The sequence below is a fragment of the Pseudomonas sp. GW821-FHT09D08 genome (genome assembly GCF_059416305.1).
Genome location: NZ_JBWKOX010000014.1, coordinates 84,152 through 104,764, shown reverse-complemented (window position 1 = coordinate 104,764; position 20,613 = coordinate 84,152). Strand labels below are relative to the sequence as shown.

The 20,613-nt window shown below is 55.2% G+C and carries 15 protein-coding genes and 1 pseudogene; 6 read left to right on the top strand and 10 right to left on the bottom strand.

What is annotated here, in order from left to right:
* The first annotated feature begins 190 nt into the window (after positions 1-190).
* The gene (locus AC07OP_RS21700; protein ID WP_495102431.1) at positions 191-2,629 is read left to right on the top strand and encodes a Lon protease family protein; all 2,439 of its coding nucleotides are present in this window, start codon (positions 191-193) and stop codon (positions 2,627-2,629) included.
* A 297-nt stretch (positions 2,630-2,926) separates the two neighbouring features.
* Positions 2,927-3,244: a PA4575 family protein gene (locus tag AC07OP_RS21695; RefSeq protein WP_495102432.1), complete on the top strand. Its 318-nt coding sequence runs from the start codon at positions 2,927-2,929 to the stop codon at positions 3,242-3,244.
* A gap of 6 nt (positions 3,245-3,250) precedes the next feature.
* On the opposite strand, the gene AC07OP_RS21690 is transcribed toward AC07OP_RS21695, so the two are convergent.
* A complete protein-coding gene (locus AC07OP_RS21690) occupies positions 3,251-5,074 on the bottom strand; it encodes a hypothetical protein (protein WP_083236332.1) in 1,824 nt (607 codons plus the stop codon).
* A gap of 164 nt (positions 5,075-5,238) precedes the next feature.
* Between AC07OP_RS21690 and AC07OP_RS21685 the strand changes: the two genes are divergently transcribed.
* Positions 5,239-5,727, top strand: coding sequence for a TIGR00645 family protein (locus AC07OP_RS21685; protein ID WP_016976786.1), 489 nt, complete (start codon positions 5,239-5,241; stop codon positions 5,725-5,727).
* 15 nt (positions 5,728-5,742) lie between these two features.
* On the opposite strand, the gene AC07OP_RS21680 is transcribed toward AC07OP_RS21685, so the two are convergent.
* The 5 genes and pseudogenes from AC07OP_RS21680 to AC07OP_RS21660 form a co-directional block, all read right to left on the bottom strand.
* Positions 5,743-7,182 (bottom strand): ArnT family glycosyltransferase, encoded by a 1,440-nt coding sequence (locus tag AC07OP_RS21680; RefSeq protein ID WP_495102433.1) that lies wholly within the window; start codon positions 7,180-7,182, stop codon positions 5,743-5,745.
* A 149-nt stretch (positions 7,183-7,331) separates the two neighbouring features.
* A complete protein-coding gene (locus AC07OP_RS21675; RefSeq protein ID WP_495108378.1) occupies positions 7,332-8,120 on the bottom strand; it encodes a methyl-accepting chemotaxis protein in 789 nt (262 codons plus the stop codon).
* A 111-nt stretch (positions 8,121-8,231) separates the two neighbouring features.
* Positions 8,232-9,494: pseudogene (locus tag AC07OP_RS21670) on the bottom strand (cache domain-containing protein); the annotation flags it as partial.
* Positions 9,495-9,625: 131 nt separating this feature from the next.
* Positions 9,626-10,561, bottom strand: a complete 936-nt coding sequence (locus AC07OP_RS21665; RefSeq protein ID WP_495102434.1) for an HD-GYP domain-containing protein — start codon at positions 10,559-10,561, stop codon at positions 9,626-9,628.
* 255 nt (positions 10,562-10,816) lie between these two features.
* On the bottom strand, positions 10,817-11,749 hold the full coding sequence (locus AC07OP_RS21660; RefSeq protein WP_495102435.1) for a chemotaxis protein CheV: 933 nt from the start codon (positions 11,747-11,749) through the stop codon (positions 10,817-10,819).
* Between the two features lie 1,085 nt (positions 11,750-12,834).
* Between AC07OP_RS21660 and AC07OP_RS21655 the strand changes: the two genes are divergently transcribed.
* The 3 genes from AC07OP_RS21655 to AC07OP_RS21645 are packed head-to-tail and all read left to right on the top strand — an operon-like array spanning position 12,835 to position 16,426.
* Positions 12,835-14,013, top strand: coding sequence for an ABC-three component system protein (locus tag AC07OP_RS21655; protein WP_446432029.1), 1,179 nt, complete (start codon positions 12,835-12,837; stop codon positions 14,011-14,013).
* Positions 14,010-14,489 (top strand): hypothetical protein, encoded by a 480-nt coding sequence (locus AC07OP_RS21650; RefSeq protein WP_495102436.1) that lies wholly within the window; start codon positions 14,010-14,012, stop codon positions 14,487-14,489. The genes AC07OP_RS21655 and AC07OP_RS21650 overlap by 4 nt, the downstream gene beginning before the upstream one ends.
* Positions 14,486-16,426, top strand: coding sequence for an AAA family ATPase (locus AC07OP_RS21645; protein WP_495102437.1), 1,941 nt, complete (start codon positions 14,486-14,488; stop codon positions 16,424-16,426). The genes AC07OP_RS21650 and AC07OP_RS21645 overlap by 4 nt, the downstream gene beginning before the upstream one ends.
* A 67-nt stretch (positions 16,427-16,493) precedes the next feature.
* Here AC07OP_RS21645 and AC07OP_RS21640 read toward each other — a convergent pair whose 3' ends face one another.
* From AC07OP_RS21640 to AC07OP_RS21625, 4 genes are read right to left on the bottom strand one after another with little or no spacing between them, the layout of a single operon-like run.
* Complete coding sequence (locus AC07OP_RS21640; RefSeq protein ID WP_446432032.1) at positions 16,494-16,781, bottom strand: hypothetical protein; 288 nt, start codon at positions 16,779-16,781, stop codon at positions 16,494-16,496.
* A complete protein-coding gene (locus tag AC07OP_RS21635; RefSeq protein WP_495102438.1) occupies positions 16,778-17,758 on the bottom strand; it encodes an integrase domain-containing protein in 981 nt (326 codons plus the stop codon). The genes AC07OP_RS21640 and AC07OP_RS21635 overlap by 4 nt, the downstream gene beginning before the upstream one ends.
* Entirely contained in the window at positions 17,736-18,095 is a 360-nt protein-coding gene (locus AC07OP_RS21630; protein ID WP_495102439.1) for a hypothetical protein, read from the bottom strand. Before AC07OP_RS21630 ends, AC07OP_RS21635 begins: the two co-directional genes overlap by 23 nt.
* Positions 18,079-19,446, bottom strand: coding sequence for a YfjI family protein (locus tag AC07OP_RS21625; protein ID WP_495102440.1), 1,368 nt, complete (start codon positions 19,444-19,446; stop codon positions 18,079-18,081). Before AC07OP_RS21625 ends, AC07OP_RS21630 begins: the two co-directional genes overlap by 17 nt.
* Positions 19,447-20,613: the final 1,167 nt, after the last annotated feature.

Below are 20,613 nucleotides of genomic sequence, written 5' to 3'. Positions count from 1 at the left end.
CAACCCGCGCAGTTTGGAGTTTAGGCACGTTCCAAGGGTTCCGTGTGTTTTTATAAAACAAGCGGCAATGTCGCAATTTTTTTTGCAGGGTGCCTCCCGTGTCCAGGGTTTCCCAACGGCGCGCCTTGCCAGAGCGCGCAACAGGGAGCCAGAATGCCGTCATCTGCCCCGCCTGATGTAAGGAAGCCCGATGCCTGATCCTGTTGCTGCCAGCTTGCGTCTAGCGCCCGAAGCGCTGACTCGCCCTTTCTCCGCTGAACAGTTCAGCTTCTCGACCACCAATGATTTGGAGCCCTTTCGCGGTGTGCTTGGCCAGGAACGTGCGGTTGAAGCGTTGCAGTTCGGTGTGGCCATGCCGCGCCCCGGTTACAACGTATTTGTCATGGGCGAGCCGGGCACCGGCCGCTTTTCGTTCGTCAAACGCTACCTGAAAGCCGAGGGCAAGCGCCTGCAGACCCCGGCGGATTGGGTCTATGTGAACAATTTTGACGAACCTCGCGAACCCCGCGCCCTGGAATTGCCAGGCGGCGGTGCGGCGGCGTTCATTGCCGATATCAATGGCCTGGTCGACAACCTCGTCGCGACCTTCCCGGCGGTGTTCGAACACCCGACTTATCAGCAGCGCAAGAGTGCCATCGACCGCGCCTTCAACCAGCGCTATGACAAGGCCCTGGACGTGATCGAGCGCCTGGCCCTGGAAAAGGACGTGGCGCTGTACCGCGACAGCTCAAATATCGCCTTCACCCCGATGCTCGACGGCAAGGCCCTGGATGAGGCCGAGTTCTCGCAGTTGCCGGAAGTGGATCGCGAGCGTTTCCACACGGATATTTCCGAGCTGGAAGAACGCCTCAACGAGGAATTGGCCAGCCTGCCCCAGTGGAAGCGCGAGTCCAACAACCAACTGCGTCAGTTCAACGAAGAAACCATCACCCTGGCCCTGCAGCCTTTGCTCGCACCGCTGTCGGAAAAGTACGCGGAGAACGCCGGTGTCTGCGGTTATCTGCAGGCCATGCAGGTGTACCTGCTGAAAACCGTGGTCGAGCAACTGGTGGACGACGCCAAGACCGACGCCCAGGCCCGCAAGCTGCTCGAAGAGCAATACTGCCCGAGCCTGGTGGTGGGCCATCCGGTCAACGGTGGCGCGCCGGTGGTATTTGAACCGCACCCGACCTACGACAACCTGTTCGGCCGTATTGAATACAGCACCGACCAGGGCGCGCTGTACACCACCTATCGCCAGTTACGCCCGGGTGCGTTGCACCGTGCCAACGGCGGGTTTCTGATTCTTGAAGCCGAGAAGATGCTCAGCGAGCCGTTTGTGTGGGACGCCCTCAAGCGTTCCCTGCAGTCGCGCAAGCTGAAGATGGAATCGCCCCTGGGCGAACTGGGCCGCCTGGCCACCGTGACCCTTAACCCGCAGATGATCCCGTTGCAGGTCAAGGTCATCATCATCGGTTCGCGCCAGTTGTATTACGCGCTGCAGGACGCCGATCCGGACTTCCAGGAGATGTTCCGGGTGCTGGTGGATTTCGACGAAGACATCCCGATGGTGGACGAGAGCCTGGAGCAGTTCGCCCAGTTGCTCAAGACCCGCACTTCGGAAGAAGGCATGGCGCCGCTGACTTCGGAAGCGGTGGCGCGCCTGGCCACCTACAGCGCAAGGCTGGCGGAGCACCAGGGCCGTTTGTCGGCACGTATTGGGGATTTGTTCCAGCTGGTTAGCGAAGCGGACTTTATCCGGCACCTGGCAGGCGATGAGATGACCGATGCGGGCCATATCGAGCGTGCGCTGAAGGCCAAGGCCACGCGCACCGGGCGTGTGTCGGCGCGGATTCTCGACGATATGCTCGCCGGGGTGATCCTGATCGACACCGCCGGCGCGGCGGTCGGCAAGTGCAACGGGCTGACGGTGCTGGAGGTCGGCGACTCGGCGTTCGGGGTGCCGGCGCGGATTTCCGCCACGGTGTACCCGGGCGGCAGCGGCATCGTCGACATCGAGCGTGAAGTTAACCTCGGGCAGCCGATCCACTCCAAAGGCGTGATGATCCTCACCGGTTACCTGGGCAGCCGCTATGCCCAGGAGTTCCCGCTGGCGATCTCGGCGAGTATCGCGCTGGAACAGTCCTACGGTTACGTGGACGGTGACAGCGCGTCCCTGGGCGAGGCCTGCACGTTGATCTCGGCCTTGTCGAAGACGCCGCTCAAGCAGTGCTTTGCGATCACCGGTTCGATCAACCAGTTTGGTGAAGTGCAGGCCGTGGGCGGGGTCAACGAGAAGATCGAAGGCTTCTTCCGCCTGTGCGAAGCCCGCGGTTTGACCGGCGAGCAAGGGGCGATCATTCCCCAGGCCAACGTGGCCACGTTGATGCTGGATGAGAAGGTGTTGCAGGCCGTGCGCGCCGGGCAATTCCACATCTATGCGGTGCGTCAGGCCGACGAGGCATTGAGCCTGCTGGTGGGCGAGGATGCCGGTGAGCCGGACGCCGAGGGGCAGTTCCCGGAAGGCACGGTCAATGCCCGCGTGGTCGAGCGCTTGCGCGCGATTGCCGAGATGATCAGCGAGGAAGACCTGAAGGAAGCGGAGAAGGAGCTGGCGCAGCAGGCGCTGGCCGAAGCCAAGCCCACCTGAGTTCTGAGGCCAGGCCGGATCAAACATGTGGGAGGGGGCTTGCTCCCGATTGCGATAGGTCAGTCATGTAGATGTCGACTGACACACTGCATCGGGAGCAAGCCCCCACACATTTGGATCTGGTTACGTCACTAAATTGACGTCCTTCCGAGGGGCCAACGTCCGTTGGTCCCTACAGCCTTGGTTTGTCATGTTTTTATTCTATTCTGAGCCTTAGGGATATCCACAGGAGTCGCTGGATAGAAACAGCCTCGCCATAGGTTGAGGCTGAACACCGATCTACCGAGGGTCGCCGCCATGCCGCGCAACCTTTGCCTTACCCGCCAGTGCTTCGGCCTGGTTACCCGAATCGAATGTTCCGTTCGCCCGCTCGCGGGGGATAACGGGATGTGGACCTTGTTGTTTGCCGCCGGAATGACGGGTGAGCAGCCTTCCACAATCAAGTCCCAGGGCCCGTTTCATGGGTCCTTCGTGGCAGAAAGCATGCTGCAATCGATCGTCGACAGCCTGACCCTGCACGGCTATGAGCTGGCGGGTGACCCGCAGATCTGGTGCCTGCACATGCAGGCCCATCTGCGGCAGCTCAATGGCAGCCATGAGCAACTGGCGCTGTAGGCGCGGTTATTTGCTCTCGGGTTTGTCCAGCTTGACCTCAAAGCCGTATTGCACGGTACTCAGGTCGGTGCGCTGGTAGCTTTCCAGTGCGGTCGGCTGGCCGTAGAAGTAATGCACGTCAAACAAGGCCGTGCCGTATTCCTCGGCGCGATGGCTGACGCCGAGGATTTCCTTGAGGTAGTTGCCGCTGGCGTCCTTGGCATAGAAGCGCCAGCTGTCGGCGGGGAATTCCTTTTGGTCGACGATCAGTGCGTTGTCTTTGAGCGACAACCCCTTGGGCAGCTTGGCCGCATCGATGTCGCCTTTCTCGATAGTCGCCAGGAACAGCGGGATCGAACCCACCACAAACGCCGGGTTTTCCGGGAACAGGTTGAGGTCGTAGGTGAGGGTGCCGCGGGCCGGGTTCAATTCATACGCCTCGGTCGGCAATTCGATGGGCTCGCCGCGTTCACCTTTCTCATCGGCAGTGAAGAACGTCACCGGTGATTCGCTGCTGTTGCGCTCGCTGCCCACCAGGTCGTCATTGAAGGTGAATGGGTGGTCGAACACGATATGGGCGGCGCTGGCGTCTTCGACGGACTGGCTGATGGTGACGCTGTTCTTCAGTTGTTCCTCGGTCAACGAGGCGTCCTTGAGCCAGCTGGCGGCGCCGTCGTCGTACACGGTGACCGGCATGGGCAAGGCTTGTACGGTTTTTTCCAGGCTGTTCTTGTCGAAGCGCAGGACCGGCAGGTCGAGGTCCTTGCGCGTGACTGTGGCCGTGGAGAAATCCAGCACGTTGATCTGCAGGGTGTCGATCAGGCCATTGAAATAGACCTTGGCGTAATGGCTGCTCTGCTTGTGTTCGAAGGCTTTCTGCTCATCGACCAGTTGCTTTTCAAACCCATCGGACCAGGCCTTCTGTTTTTGCATCTCGGCCAATTGCTTCTGGTAGAACTCGACTTGCGCGCTGCTTTCGTTGATCGAACCCGAGCGTGTGAGGAATTGCCCGGTGCTGTCCCGCGCCTGTACCAGTAAGGGGTTGGGCGATTCGTCACCCACTTCGGGTGCCAGTGGTTGGCTGTTGGTCAGTTCGATTTCGGCGTAGTTCTTTTCCAGGAGCAGCAGGTTGACGGTGATATTGCCTTCGGTGCGTTTGTGGCCGACGTCCTTTTTCGACAAGTCGAAGGTCAGCACTTTGCCCGGTGCGATCACTTCCACTGCGCCTTTGAGGCGAACGGGTTGCGGCTGGCTTTTGTTTTCCGTCTCGATGCCATCGATGAACGGGTAGGTGACCGTCAGGTCATCCGGGTTGGTCAGGTTGGAGCTGCTGGGGCTCAACTGGATGCCGGGATCGGTTTCCGACCATTCCGGCTGGAACGGCACGACCTTGTTGTTGCTCAAGGTGACGGACTGCCATTCCAGGCCGTGGGGGAAGGGGAACTGGTCCGGCACATTGAAGTTGAACGGGAAGACCGGCTGCAGATCGGTCAGGTAGTCGGAATGTGAGGCTTTGCGCAGTACGAACAAGCCATTGATGTAGGTGTCCACCAGCCCTTGCGGCGTGGGGTAGTGCTTGAGCAGCGCGAGGCTGTCCTCGCCGTATTCGGCCTCGATGGGCTTGGTGGCCAGCTTGACCCGCGCCCGTTCCAGCAGCAGCAGCGAGCCGCCGAGGTCGGCAATGGCGTCGCGCAGTTTCGGATCCTGGATGCTGTCGAGGGACTGCTCGAACTTCGCGGTTTTCTCTTCGAGGGTGGCCTGTTTCTGCTCATCGCTTGGGGAACAGCCGCCGGCCAGCAACAAGGCGGCGCACAGGCCAACGCTGGCCAAAGGGGATCGCACATCCATCATCTGAGTTTTTTCCTGTCCGACGTCATCGAGCCGAGTTATTGGGCTCGACACTAGCAGAAAAATTCTCTTACAGATGCCGCCCAGGTCAGTTTTCTCGTGGTTACAGGTGTCTTATAGCGGCTGGTATACTCGCCGCCATTTCTAGCCATGCTGTGTGAGATCCAATGGAACGCTTTATCGAAAATGCTATGTACGCCTCGCGCTGGCTGCTGGCGCCTATCTATTTCGGCCTGTCCCTCGGGTTGCTGGCGCTGGCGCTGAAATTCTTCCAGGAAGTGATTCACCTGCTGCCGAGCGTGTTCTCGATGGCCGAGTCCGAGCTGATCCTGGTGCTGCTGTCGTTGATCGACATGGCCCTGGTCGGCGGCTTGCTGGTGATGGTGATGATTTCCGGCTACGAGAACTTCGTCTCGCAGCTGGACATCGATGAAAGCAAGGAAAAGCTCAATTGGCTGGGCACCATGGACTCTTCATCGCTGAAGATGAAAGTGGCGGCCTCCATCGTGGCGATTTCCTCCATCCATTTGCTGCGCATCTTCATGGACGCCAAGAACGTCGATCCGCAACACCTGATGTGGTACGTGATCATTCACATGACCTTCGTGATCTCGGCGTTCGCCATGGGTTACCTGGACAAGGTCACCAAGCACTGATGCCCCGCGCTGGCCTTACTGCTCGATGAAGTAGTAGGGCTGGCGGTTGATGGCCATCTCCTTGATCACTGTGACCTTGGTGGTCAAGTCGTTGGTATGGTCCAGCAGCGCGACGTTGCCGGGCTTGGCGGTCAAAAAGCGCTGAAGCTCGGCTTCGGTCTGCAGGATCGGGAGGTAGGCCTGGGTGTAGAACACGCTGGCGCCGGCGATCCTCTCATTGGGCTGAAACAACACCACCTCCTTGCCTTCGGCTTGCAGTGCCTGGATCTGACTGATCAACGGCACGAACGACTGGCGCACGTCGGCTTTGGGCGCGAACCAGAAAGCAGCGATCAGGTAGCACGCCACTGCCAGGGTGAAAACGCCGCCAATCACGCGGCGGTGATAGGCGTACAACGCCGGCTTGTGATCCTTCAGCCATTTCAGCAGTACCCGCACATATTCCGCAGCCAGTACGGCGGCGGCCGGTGTCAGGGCCATCAGGTAAACCGTGCGCTTGCTTGAGGCCAGCGTCAGCAGGGTGAATTGCGCCACCAGCCATACGCTGAAAAACAGGCGGTAGCGGTTGCGCACCAGGCTTTTACGAAAATGCCACAGGCCCAGGTACACCAGGATGTTCCACGGCAGGAAGGCCTCGGGCAGCTTGGCGATGTAGTAATAGAACGGTTCGTAATGCCCGGCCTCCACGAACGAGCCGCTGAAGCGCCCGACGCTGTTGGTCCACAGCACTTCGCCCACGGCCTGCATTCCGCCGCGCTGGAACAGGAAACCCAGCCAAATCATCAGTGGCACCAATGCCAGCAGGGTGAACAACGCCGGCTTGAGCCAGTCGGCGAGGCGCAGGCGCTTGTCCATCAGGCTGGTGCTGGCCAGGTACACGAAAATCACGATGCCCGGCATCGCCAGGCCCAGTACGCCTTTGCTCAAGGTGGCGATCACCATGCCGGCGGTAAACAGCGCCCAGGCCCAGGTCGTGGAGCCTTGGCGCTCGGACTCAGGCCGCATTGCCTGGTAGAACGCCAGCAGTGCGGTGGTCACGCCGAGGCTGAGCAGTGAGTCTTCCCCCACGCCGCGCACATTGCTCCAGTAGCTGGCCATGGTCGCCAGGATCAGCGCCGCACTGAAGGCCAATGTTTTCGGGCGCCCGAACCGGCGCAGCATTCCATAGAACAGCATCACGCTGAACAGACCGGCAAATGCCGAGGCCAGACGGACCGCCCCAGGCGTGCCGCCGAACAGGCGAATCGCTCCGGCGTCCAGCCACAGGCTCAAGGGCGGTTTTTCCAGGAAGGGTTCACGAAACAGTTGCGGCACGACCCAGTCATTGTCCAGGTGCATGGCCATGGCGATCCCCGCGACGCGGGCCTCGGTGGAGCCTTGCAGTTCGTGGTTACCCAGGGCAAAGAAAAACAACAGAGCAGCAAGCAGGAGCAGCAGGGGGGCGGGGCGCGTCATGGAGTCTGGCTACCGAGGCAGAAGGCCGTTCGGGGGAACGGCTCGCAATCGGTGAGTATAGGGAGACGATTCTTAATATTTCATGAATGGGAGTGGGTTTATATCGCTGGGCCAGGAGGTTGATGTACCCCCTGGCTTTGCGTGAGGCATTACGAGGCTTTGACTTTGAAGCGGCTCAGGCCCTGTTGCATGGCGTTGGCTCGTTCCGAGAGATTCTTGGCCGCCACCGCGCATTGTTGGGAGTTGACCTGATTCTGCTGGGTGACTTCGTCGATCTGCTCCAGGCCGATGCTCGCCTGCTGCAGGCCGGAAGCCTGTTCACTGGAGGCTTGGTAGATCAACGACACTAGGCTGGACACCGTGCTGGTGCCGCTGACGATATTTCTCAACGAGTCGGCTGTGCGGCCGGCGATGATCATGCCGCGCTGGGTCTTGGTCGAGGAGTCGGCAATCAGCGCGGCGGTTTGCTGGGCGGCTTCGGCGCTGCGGGCGGCGAGGCTCCTGACCTCATCGGCGACCACCGCAAAGCCACGGCCCAGTTCGCCGGCACGCGCGGCCTCGATGGCCGCGTTCAGCGCCAGCAGGTTGGTTTGAGCGGCGATGTTGTCGATGGTGGTGATAATGGCCGTGATGTCTTTGCCCGAGTTGTCGATCTCCGCCATGGCCGCGATCAATTCACTCATCAACTTGTCACTTTCCCCGGCGTCGGCGCGGGAGGTCTGGGATTGCTCATCGGCCTTTTTCGCATTGGCGGCGTTGTCGGTGGTTTGCGCTGCCATCTGGGTCATCACCGCACTGATTTCAGTGATGGACGATGCAGAGTTGGACGCGCCGTCGGACAGCGACTGGCTCAACTCGGTGACCTGCGCGGAACTGCCGGTGATTTGCGTGGCGCTGGCCTGCACCTGGGAAATCAAGGTGTTCAGGTTGCCGACCATTTTTTCCAACGACTTGCCCAGGGTGTCATTGGGCGAGGACAGGCGCACTTCCAGATCCAGGTCCCCCTCGGAAATTCGCTCGGCTACGCGCACCTGGCGTTGCAGGCTTTCCGACATATCGTTCAAGGCAAAGGACAATTGGCCCACTTCATCTTCAGATTTTTGCACCAGCCGACGCGAGAAATCCCCCAGGCTGATGTTGGCGGCCAGGGCCGCGGCTTCACGAATCGGACCGACGATTTTTGCCGTGGCCAACCAAAGCGCCAGCAATGCCAGCAAGGAGATGCCGACGCCGACCGAGACCTGCCAGATGCTGCTTTTGACACCGCGTGACTGCAGTTCCTGCTCCAGGGCCATGGCCTGGCTCATGACCACCGCCTTGGGCAGATGGATCACGATCGCCCAAGGCTTGCCGGTGCGCCCCAGGTTGATCGGCATCTGCACTTCGATTTCCTGGGAGTCCGGGTTGAGCCGGCTGTCTCCCTGGCCCTTCTGCACATTGGCCAACACTTTTTCCCACGTGCCGGGCAGCAAGGCTTTCAGTGACTGGCCGATGAGTTCCGGGCGTTTACTGTCGGCCACCACCAACCCTTGATTGCTCAGGATCGACACCGAGCCTTTGCCGCCATACAGGTCGGCGGACATTTGCTCGCTGAGTTTCTGGATAAACGAAATGTCGAAGTCTGCACCGACCACGCCGTAGAACTTGCCATTGGCGATGATCGGTACCGACAGCGTGGTCAGCCATACATTTTTGCCCTGCACTACGTAGGGAAGCGGGTCGAGCACGCTTTCTTTCTGGGTGTCCCGCGGGCCGGAATACCAGCCGCCCTTCAACACACCGTTGGGGTGGCGGGCATCGGAATCGTACTCAACCAGCGGTTGCACGGCGATATGGCCGTCTGAACTGCGTGTCCAGTAAGGCGTGAAGCGGCCCGTCAGCGGGTTGTTACCGCCCTCATTGATACGAAAGGCTTGATCCTGGCCGTCCAGCGCATCCGGCTCCCAGCATGAATAGGTGCCGTTGAAGTCGGGGTTGTCCTTGAGCACGCTGAGCAGCATCGCATTGATCTGCTCGCGGCCCAGGGTCAGCGGGCTCTGGGCGCTTTTACTCGCTCCCAGGGTATTGGCCATTGTGCGTGCCGAATCCAAGGCGTTTTGCAGTTTTGCCTGGATGGCATTGGCACGCGCCTCAGCCAGGTTTTGCACTTCGCGGATAGTGGCGCTTTCAATCAGGGTTGAAACTTCAGCACCTACAAAAGCCTGGTTGGCATTCGAGGAATACAGGCCATATAACACCAGGCTCGCGCAAGAGATAAACAGGCAGAGCCCGGCGGTGAAACAGATTCGAGTCTGCAATGAGTTGAATTTCATGATGTTTCCTGCCCATGCTAATAGTTGCCAACATCATCGAATGTCGACATTCCGGTACTTTCTTGGCGCAAGGCATAGTGTTCTATCATTGGCTGCTTAGGCATATGCATGCGGTACAGCGCTGAGTTTGCTTAATGCTCTTTTGGCATCTCTTCATCGAGCCATAAATGCTCGGTATTTTTAAAACCGTAACGCTGGGGCGGTACTCTCGCGACAATTCGGTCGGAGTGTGCGGGATCACTCAGGTCTATTATTTTCGGCGTTACATAGATATTTAGAACGGGCAGGAAAAACACTTTGATTTTTGGCGTCAATAAAGAGTCGGGATGTTGCTCTATGACGACACCGATACTGCCACTTTTCAATTGAACGATAGAACCGATCGGGTAAATACCCACGGACTTTAAAAACGCACGAAATACCTCGTCATCAAAGTGTCCGTCCCATGTGGACATTTGCTGGATGGCGACGGCGGGGTCCCAGCCCTGGTTGTAGGAACGGTCCGAGGTGATTGCATCGTAGACATCGCATACCGCCGCCATCCGGGCCACCAGGCTGATCTGGTCACCCGCCAACTGATGGGGGTAGCCGGTACCGTCGACTTTTTCGTGGTGATGCAGGCACACATCCACGACCATTTCGCACATCTGCGAGGCCGCCAGCAGGGTTTTCTCCCCCTCCAGTGGATGGGTGCGCACCAACTGCAATTCGTCACTGCTCAACCGGCCAGGCTTGTTGAGGATGGCACCTGGTATGGCCATTTTGCCGATGTCGTGCAGCAACCCGGCCATCCCGACCCGACGAATCAGTGCGGTGGACAGGCCCAATTGATTACCCAGGGCAATCATCAACGCACACACGGCGACCGAATGCATGTAGGTGTAGTCGTCGATGCTTTTCAGGCGTGCCAGGCTGATAAAGGCGTTGGGATGGCGGGCGATGGAGCTCGAAATGTCGTCCACCAGTGCACTGATGTGTTCCAGCTCCAGGGCCCGGCCCATGCGGGCATGGCCGAACATTTCGACAACGGCGGTCTTGGCGCGGCTACAGATTTGCTGTGCGGCCACCAACTCGTCTTGCATGGATCTGGGGACGGCGGGGACGGCTGGCGCTGCTGTCGGGGCCTGGGTGGCTGGCTGAGTGCCGCAGCTCAGCGCGCACGGCCCTTCTGAGGGTACGCCGTCCCGCCAGAATGGCTTTGCCTCGCCGTCAGGCGCCTGCAGATTGAGTTCATTGCACTTCAACATGGTATGCCCTCTGTTGATGTTCTTCTTATACCTTTCTCATCAGCCTCCTTGGCTTGAGCAGTGTTGTCTTGCCTTTCAGGTCGGGCTCGCGGTCTTGATACGCGCGACTACGCGGCCTGCCAGGTCATCCGGGCGAAACTTCGCCAGGAAGTCATCGGCCCCGACTTTCTTGACCATGGCCTGGTTGAAACCGCCCGACAGGGAGGTGTGCAGCACGATATGCAACTTGGCCATGCGCGGGTCGCCGCGGATTTCGGCGGTCAGGGTATAACCGTCCATTTCCGGCATTTCGATGTCCGAAATCATCATCAGGAACTCCTCGTGCGGGTTGCGCCCCTCGTCAAGCATGGCCCGAAGGTAATCCAGCGCCTGGCGCCCATCGTTCAAGGCGACCACCTCGACGCCTACCGTCTCCAGGCAGCGGGTCACCTGTTTACGCGCCACCATCGAGTCGTCCACGGTCAGCACACGCAGATGCCTGGCCTGTTGGGTGACCGCGTCATCCACCACCCCGACGGATATTTCCTCGGACGAGGGCGAGATTTCCGTCAGCACCTTTTCCACGTCGATGATTTCGACCAGACGATCATCGGCACGGGTAACGGCCGTCAGGTAATTGTTGTCGCCGCTGCCCTTGGGGGGCGGATGAATGTCTTCCCAGTTCAAATTGACGATGTGTTCAACCGCATACACCAGGAAGCCCTGAACGCGGTTGTTGTACTCCGTAAGTATAATAAAGGCGCTTTCTTTATCCGTGATGCCAGGCAGCCCCGTTGCCATCGCGAGGTCTAGAATAGGAATGCAAGCGCCGCGTATATTGGCAACGCCACAAATGTTGTTATTAGACTTTGGTAGTAGAGATAACTTGGGGCAGCGGATAACTTCCCGAACTTTAAAGACGTTGATTCCGTACAGCTGTTGGTCGTTGAAGCGGAATAGCAATAATTCCAGCCTGTTCTGACCGACCAGTTGTGTACGGCTGTTAACGGATGCCATTACACCTGCCATACACACCCCTTGATTCTGGTTGGAACAGCGTTGATGTCGTAATGACATTAGCATATGTAAGGGAATGTAAAATATATGTGAAATAAAAATAATCGAGGGGTTTATCGTTAAAGCAGCAGCGATGCGGATGAGTAGCTATTCAGGCGGATGTTTGAAAATAGTTAGTTGGCTAACTTGCTATTTTTGCAGCTGAGAATGATTCAGGTTGAAAAAGCGTAGGGTTCGCGCGTATGACTACTTTTGTTACTGGAGTGCGCAGGCGTCTCCGGTGAGTAGCAACACGCCTTCGACCAACAGTTCACCCAGCACAGTGGATTGGTGGGTGGCCAGTAGCGTGTGCCGGTTGGCGCCTTCGAGTTCGAAGGCCTGGTCATGGCGTTGGGTGAGACGAGGATTTGGCGAACATCAAGTGGACTTTGCGCAGAGCTCCTGCATCAGAGTGAATTACGCCGGTACCCTTGTTCAGCACCGTATCCCGCTTGTGCTCCTACTGGAAATGGATTGGGAGGATTGTGGGGAGGACGTCGTCTGCACAAGTGCAGGGGCTTTCCCAAGGCGGGGGGCTGGGTAGCCGGGGTGTCAAAGCGTCTGGAACGCAAAAGGCCTATATGGAAGCCAATAGCTCCGAAACCCTTGGTTTTTCTGGATTTCAGGCACAAAAAAAGACGTCCGTGGACGTCTTTAGGCCGGGGTAATCTGAACTGTCCGCGTATCACGTTGATTTTGTTTATTATTTCCAATTAACTATTTTTTTTGGAATACCAACTGGAATACCACTGATTCAAAGATTCAAAATGTATCGGCTGGCAACGGATATTTTTTTCGCCAAATCCATCAAGCTTCAGTCGGCTCAACGGCTGCGGTCTCCCGTTGAAGGACATAAGCCGCTGGCTATCATCGGCGATTGCTTCCTGTCCTTGATGGCTCATTGCCTTTCTGAATGCTAATATTTCAGATCTTTTCCAAAGGCCGTAGAGAATGGACTCGCTAGGTATCGATCAGCGCATCAATTCTGCTCCAGAATTGGGCTGTGCGTTCCATGTTTGCGCTCCAGCACTCTCCAATACCATCACCAAGAGAATGGCATGACTAATCATCAAAAGCCCATGCTGGGCGTTTTCGTGCATGGCTTCACCGGCGGTAGCGAAACGTGGAAAAACCCTAGCGGCTTAACTTTCAAGAGCCTGCTCGCAGCAGAGCCTGAAATCAACCAACAGTTCGATTTTGTCGAGTTCGAATACTTTACTAAGGTAGTAAGTATTTTTAATACAAACCTCTTGCAGAAGGCTGCAGGCTTTTTGGGGTTTGGGCGTAGTGCTGTCAGATATAATAGGCCAATTAACAAGTTGGCCCAGGAGCTTCAAACGTTTATCCAGTTGAATGCTGATGCTTATGAAGGCATAGTATTAATAGGGCACAGCATGGGTGGACTAATCTGTAAGGAAGTAGTTTTATCGCAAGTGAGAGGAGAGGTTCCAGAAATAGTTGGTTATGTGTCTGTAGCAGTTCCGCATAAGGGGTCTCTCAATGCAATGCTTCTTTCAGGTGTTAACACTAACGCCAAAGAATTTACTCCTCTTAATGAATATAACGATCAGCTAAATAATAGATGGATAGATCAAAAGAGTAGTCTTCCTGAGTCCTTGTATTTAGTCGGGCAGCATGATCAATACGTGCCTAGTACCAGTGCACTTCCTTTCAATACCAAGCACTTTACATTGGCGCACGATCACAACACTATTTCCAAACCGGTAGGTCCTGCTGATGGATCATTCAAAGCAGTTGCTAAATTTATCTCAAAAATCGCTAAAGCGAAAATGATGGAGGCAGCTTTAAATGTTTCATATGACGAAGCTGCCCCTGAATATGATAAAGAGATTTTCGTCATAAAAATGATTCTTGCTGAAATCGGGCCAAAGGGGATAGATGATGCGAAAGAGTCATTTTTTAATGCGGAAATAATCACCAAGGCAGCCGACGACGCCGACAAGGAAATGTTACGCGACTTGCGAGCGAAGGTTATATCCCTCTACCGCCAAACGTACAATCACTACACAGCAATCCAGAATTCACCAAATGTGGTTTTTGCACAAGTGCATGAGAAGCTTCTATCGCAAGACAGACAAAGTCTTGAAGTGGGTGCTAAGTATGTAAATTTTCTGCATAAAAAGGGATTGCTTCATCAGGTTGCCAATAAGCTATGCACTACCGTTGTTTGGCACGACGACACCGATCTTGACGAATTACATAGGAAGACTCAATGAGCATCGACTACATGTTCTTCGATTATCGGGAAGAACAGTATACGAGTATGTTCAGAATATGGGCGATTGCTGAGACATTAGACCGCAATAGTAAGGGGCGCAATGTCTTGACCTTGAATAAGGCTCTGCTCATTGATTTGATAGTGAAAAACCCGTCTTTGTTTCGGCGAACCTGCGAGTTTTTGAGCGGGAAAGGAACTGCTCGAGTGGTGGGGGACGTTCTATACAGTACTCATGTCGATAAAAGCCATAGAACTCGGCAAAAAGACTTTCTAGCTAAAGTTCTTCTCCTGCAAAAAGATGGAGTAGTTAACTTCTTTCGTGAGGAGGAGGACTACTACTTGCAGTGCTTGCAACCGCTGCCGATTAGTGAAGATGAGAGTCTTGTTCACCTCAAGAGTCAGCTTGTTGCAATAAAAGGCATCCTTAGTAAATCGGATGCAATTATCGAGAAAATGATTTTAGGTGCCGAATGAGCAATAGACCGTCTTTAATAATCCAGCGATTAGTTTTGTCTGGGGTAAGCAAGAATTATGAGTCTACTTTTGCGCCAGGACTGAATATCGTTCGTGGTGCAATGGACTCTGGAAAATCTACAATTCTTCACATGATCAATTATTGCCTTGGTGGGTCAAATAGGAAAATTCTATATGACGAGGTAAGAGCAAAAGTTCGTATAATATCTCTTCAGGTTTCGCTGAACGGCCAAGTTTTTACTTTCGAGCGCCAATTGCTGGATTCTAAAGCTGCAGTCAAAGTTTATGCCTGCCCCTACGATAATCGCGATGAGGTTTTTCCTCAGTTTATGTCCGCTGATTCGCAAGGCTCTATGCCTGATGGCTGGCTGTCGGACTTCATTCTCGAAAGCTTGGGGATCGCTCGTGTAAAAATCACTGAGTCCTCTAGGAATCCGAACGCAGGCGAAGATCGTCTTAGCTTTCGTGATCTAATGAAATTAATGTTTTTAAAACAAACCGAAGTCGGTTCTGACGGTCTGTTAGACTATAAGAATAAGTCGGTATTTTTTAAGAATGTTAATGTTCAAAAATTTGTTTTTAATGTTCATGATGAACAGCTTTCCAATCTAAAAACTCAACGAAATCTAGAATCTACAATACTTAATGAACTTCAAAAAAGCGAAAAAACAATATCTGCATTTTTAAAAGACGTAAGAATTCCTCTTGATAGATTTTCTGCTGGCGATCAGATTGATGAGGCGAAGAGTAAAATTCAAGAGCTAGATGCTGCGACTCAAGAGTTAAAAAATGACTTGGGTTTTAGCACTCAAGCCTCATTAGCTCTGCGTCAAACTATAGTAAATTTCAAATCGGAACTTGACACTAAAAATTTAGCGATCGATCTCGCAAAAAAGCAAATTGACAATTTTACAAAATTGAAAAGTACTTATCGGCTTGAATATGACAGTCTTCAGTACTCCAAGCTGGCACGGCCTCATATTTTTAGTATGCAATCCTGTAAGATAATTGCGTGTCCTTTATGCACTTCCGAGTTGTCGCTCGATACGGAGGTTATCCCCGAGGAGGATATAGCCGCGCTTGAACGTTCTCTTAAAAATCGTTTGGCGGGGTTAGATGCGTCAATCAAAAATTCTTTAGAAAAAATCGAGAGTATAAAAACTGAGACTGCTCATATAGAAAGCTTGATCAACGAAAATACTCAGATTTTCGATCAGAGTAATCTGTCTAGCATTTCTCCATTGATTTCGATGATTGAAGCTTCTGAAAAAACGAAAATACAAGCTCATCTTGATCTTTCCCAATTGAAGCGAAACTTATCGATATATAATAAATATACGGAAATAAAAGATAAAATTCGAAATAAACAGGCGGTGATTGATAATCTTAATGATGCCATTTCTACCGTCGAGGGTGGTCTGGTTGATTTGGATAATGTAGTAACTGAATTAGGCGCCATGTTTCGTAATTACATGAGCCGTAGCGCGGTTCAGAATGTCCAAGCGGCCAGTTATAGTAAGACATTTACAGCTAGCTTGAGGGGGGTTTCCTATTATGATCATCTTTCGGGTGGTATAAAAACTGTTACTTCGATTGGGATGTATCTGACGCGTTTCTTATACACGCTGGATCATAAAAGTAATTTGCCTCCGCTTCTTATGATTGATACCCCTGGGCAGAATATCGGTCGAAAGCGTTCAGCGGATGATGGTGATGCAAGCGTTTCCGATCCGGATGTTTATGAGAAAATCTATCAGCAATTATTAGACGCTGTTAATTATGCTGAGGAAAAACAAATTCCTTGCCAGATCATTGTAGTCGATAATGATTTTCCAGATATTTTGACTACACCACCGTACAGCGATAAATATCATTTGGTGAAAAGGTTTCAGAAAAATAGTGATAAATTTGATAAGGGCCTTATTGATGATGCGTGATTTATCTTGCTAATAAATTAACGGGTTATCAGGGCTCTAGCTGATTGGTGTTGGTTTTTTAAAGGTGTCATTTAGGGTGGGGATTAACTTTGAAGGGGTTTTTCCTCATTCGCTTCCAGATAATGAGAGCGGTGAGTTGGTAGTAATACCGGGAGGCGTATGAATGGGCTTTTAGGTGCTGATTAAAAAACCAGTGCACATGTTTGAGTTGCCAGGCCCAGGGATTATCTCGTTGCCATCGCTGGTGAATGGCTGTTTGCATGATTTGGGCTTGCCGTAGATGGCGTTGTCGAGTGGCCTTTGAGCCAGTTAAGACACCGCTGAGGAACAGCCCCATATCGTAGGGCTTGGTCATGCTCGAACTCCAATGTAGGCCGAAACCACATCGATTCGGTTATGCCCAAGCTCGAGACTGATTTGCCGTCGCGCCTGTTGGTCCAGAACGCGGTCGATGCTATAGCATCGGCCACCGTTGACGGGGGCTGCGTGGCCAGTAAATTGTGCGTAACGCTCGCACGCATAGGCCGCTCGCAGTTCATGAAGCCCCTTCAGCCCCAACTTCTGTAGTAATTCACGGGTGGGCCTAACGGACTGTTGCTGGAACTTGGCGTAGCTTTCATCTTGGGCCAGCAAATTGCGGCTGTGGGGCGGCGAAGCGTGACGAGCTATCTGCAAGGCTGCCTTCACCTCTTTATTTGCGATGATCCATCGCGGTGCCGAAGCCCCGGACCGGCCGCCTTTGGTGCCATCCTGAATATTGATGCGACCTAAGTGTTTAGCCTCACGTTGCAAACGTGGGAGATCAGCCAGGATCGCTTCGCGTAGGCGCATGCCGGTTGCGCGGGCCAAGCAGACAATCGCGGCTACGCGGTGGTGCCGCTGTTCGCGAAGCGCTTCAATCACTCGACTCAATTGTTGGTGGTCTTGGCCATCCGGTGCTCGGGTGCGTACGCTTGATCGCTGCATGCCGAGTGCGTTACTCGGGCTGGTGATTTTCACGTACTGATCACCGCGTAGCGCAGCGAGGGTGCGGTTGACGCTACTCAGGCGGTTCTGCGCGGTGGCGATGCAGAGTTCGCCTTGCTGGATCTGTTGGCGCAGGTGCGCGGCGTAGCTTTGCAAGGTACTGCGATCTATCTGGCGGGCATCGTTGTAACCTGGGCCGTCCGTAGACCGACACCATTTCACAAACGCCTGCCAGCGATCGCTGTGTGCTTTGACCGTGGCGAAGTGGCCGCCCGCAAACATATCTTTCAGTGCCTGCGGGCCGGCATAGCTCAATTGGCGGCCGTAGCCAAAGTTTCGCCCATCACGCCGACCGAGCAGTGCCATCTGCGTCACCGTTTTCATTGTCTTGCAGAAAGCACAGCACGGCTTTCCAGTGGCGGCTGATCTTGTCCACCTGTTGCCAGTGTGTGGGGCGAATTAGCAGGGCATTTTTCTGGTGCTGCAGCATGACTCCTTCTTCGCGCAACTGCTGGATAAGTAGGTTTATGTCGGCGGAACCTAAGGTGGGTGTGGCGACAACGGCGACAGTGGCGACAACGCCCGCAGTTGCTGGCCTGGGACCTGGCGACAAGGCGGCGACAGAAGTGGCGACACACCGCAACGGAGTTCGGGTTTGATACTGCGCCTGATAACGGCGCACTGCCTCATTGAGGCGGAACATGGCGCACCTCGAAAGTCTTGGCATCGCGACTGTTCAACCAGTTATGCGTGATCAATTCGACCAGCAGCGTAATGGTGTGATGACTGCTTCTGCGGGCAAAGCGGGGGCCATTACGATTGAGATCGCGCACGGTAAATTGGTTCCAGCCTTTTTGCGTCAGCCAACGCAGCAGGCGATCCGCCTCTTCGCGTAACGTGTTGATGGGTTCTTGTTCTGTCAGGCGCTGGATCTCAGCCAGGTAGTAATCCATCAGCGTCGAAGCGCGCTGGATATGGACTTCGCCTACCACTTTGGCGTCTTCAATTACTGCTAGTACGCCGGCAATGCGCAGCACATTGGCTGCCGCTTTTCCCGCGACGGATTGGATGCTGGCCAGTTCGCCGAATTCGCCAGACTGGCATTCGATTGTGTCGTGAATATCAATCCAGGCAGTGCGGGCGCTAGGCGTCAGTTCCAGCCTGGCTGGGTTAAGTGAACCGTCCTTATGCAGCGACAACGGCTTATCCAGCAGGGTAATGATGCGTGCTTGGTAGCGCTGGACCTTTGCATCTCGCGTCAGGTCGATTGCCTTGTACAGGCGCCGACCGACCAGGCGTTCGGGCCAACTGATCAGGCAGCGGCCTAGGATGCCTTGACCATTGATTACCGGATCTTTGAGTAGCTGGTTGGCCAGGTAAGGCTGAAGCATCAGATGCAGACTTAGACGGCGATCATAGGCACGCAGGCTTTCCCCGGGCATGGAGCGCGCTCGGTCGATTGGGCTGCCATCCCAGAGCGAGGATAGGGTAGTAATGGCCTTGAGTTGGTTCTCTTTGCTCATGGTGCTGCTGCCGAGGAACTGGCCACCTTCATCGTTGAATAACCCCATGCTGGGCAAACCATGGCACAGGCTTTTGATCAAAGCCTCGATAGTGGGTTCGGCGATGATCAACCTGGGCGGTACGGGTTCGGAAAGCTCACGGGCTTCAAGCTTTCCACGGATGGCTGCGCGGTAGGCTTTCAGCTGTTCCGAGTACAAGGCCCATTGCTGCCGCTCCCATTCGCGCGCCGCTGTCAGCGCCAAGTGGTCCACCGCGCTTTTGCGATCACCCGACGACGCCACCGTCAGCATATACAGGGACAACGGATAAATGCGGCCATCGAGATGCACATTGGCGTGCGGCTGGCTCACCAGGGCTGAGGTGACCAACACCGATTGCGCGGCCATAGCGCAAGGCACGCCGATGACGTCGGCCATCCGCTCCACCGCGGGCCCCAATATCTGTCCCAACGCTTCGACCGGATACGCCAGCGGCTCGGGCCGATACTCCAGCAGCGGCCGTGGCAGGTCGAACGTTTCGCACAATTGCATCGCCATTCTCCTGGTGCTTCGAGTTTTTTCCTCACTTTCCCCGCCACGGTTGTTGAGTGTTATCAGGGATCAAGGCCCCTGCTGCCTGTGAGATTTGTCCACTAACGCGGGACTGGCGGCTCCTTACGGCCGAGAGCTTGGGCATCTCATGATCTGGCCCCCTGAGCACCGATACCGGTGGGCGGGTGGAGGCTGCGTCGGGTGACGAGACCGGCGCCGCGAGATCCTGAGTCGGTTGCGGGTAGTAATGCGATGACCGGGGCGTGCCTGACTGTCAGTCAGGTGCAGTCCATTCCATGGGCTGCGGCACCATCATCTGCATCGCTGCTGCGGGTGACATCGGGATTTGTCATTCCGATTGTCATTGGGACAAAAGCCGCAATACATTGCCGGGTAAGGGCTGCGGCAGTGGTTTCGGCGCCCGTCTCTTTCCGGGAGAAAGAGACGGGCTTGGGTTGCCGCATTTGCACTGTGGATAAGTTGGCTTCCATCACGTTGGGCGTGACCGCGCGTACTACCGGAAGCGAACGCGCATGGGCATGGACCGCCACGGCGTGGCGTAGCCTTAAAGGTCCTGGCTACCTGGGCATGCTGTCGAGGACAGCGCTTTACGGTTCTGGTGTAACGCTTGCGCGGCGGGTGGTCAACCGAGTGTGCGGTGGGTTTTTTATGCGGTGTACGAGTATGGAAGAGGGTGGCATTGAGTGGACGAGAGGCCATTCGTCGGTTTTTTTAAGTGAGCCCCTGAGGACGGGAAGGCGAAGCCTTCCTGCCCTCAGGGGCTTGGCCGGTAAAGCTCAAGGGCAACGCAGATGGTGGCGACTGTCGCCGATTTGTCGCCATATGCCAGACCCGTTAATGCGCGGGTTGTCGCCACTGTCGCCGCTGTCGCCAACAGAACTGTCACTGCGTCTGAGGTGTTACGGATACTGGCGCCATCCACTGAGTGCTTAACGTATCGGTATGGCGTTGCGGTCCTGCGTTTAATTGATCGCTGGGCCAATCCATCATCGTACGGCGGCGTTCGATGCTGTCCTCGCGGTTGTACCTGACAGCCTCAACCGCTAGTCGTTACACTGCGCGCACCTTGTCAGGCTGGCGTTTCCCCGGCTTGGCATATTGCCCTCAGTGTTGCTTCGCTGAGCATCAAATCCATTATTCAATTCA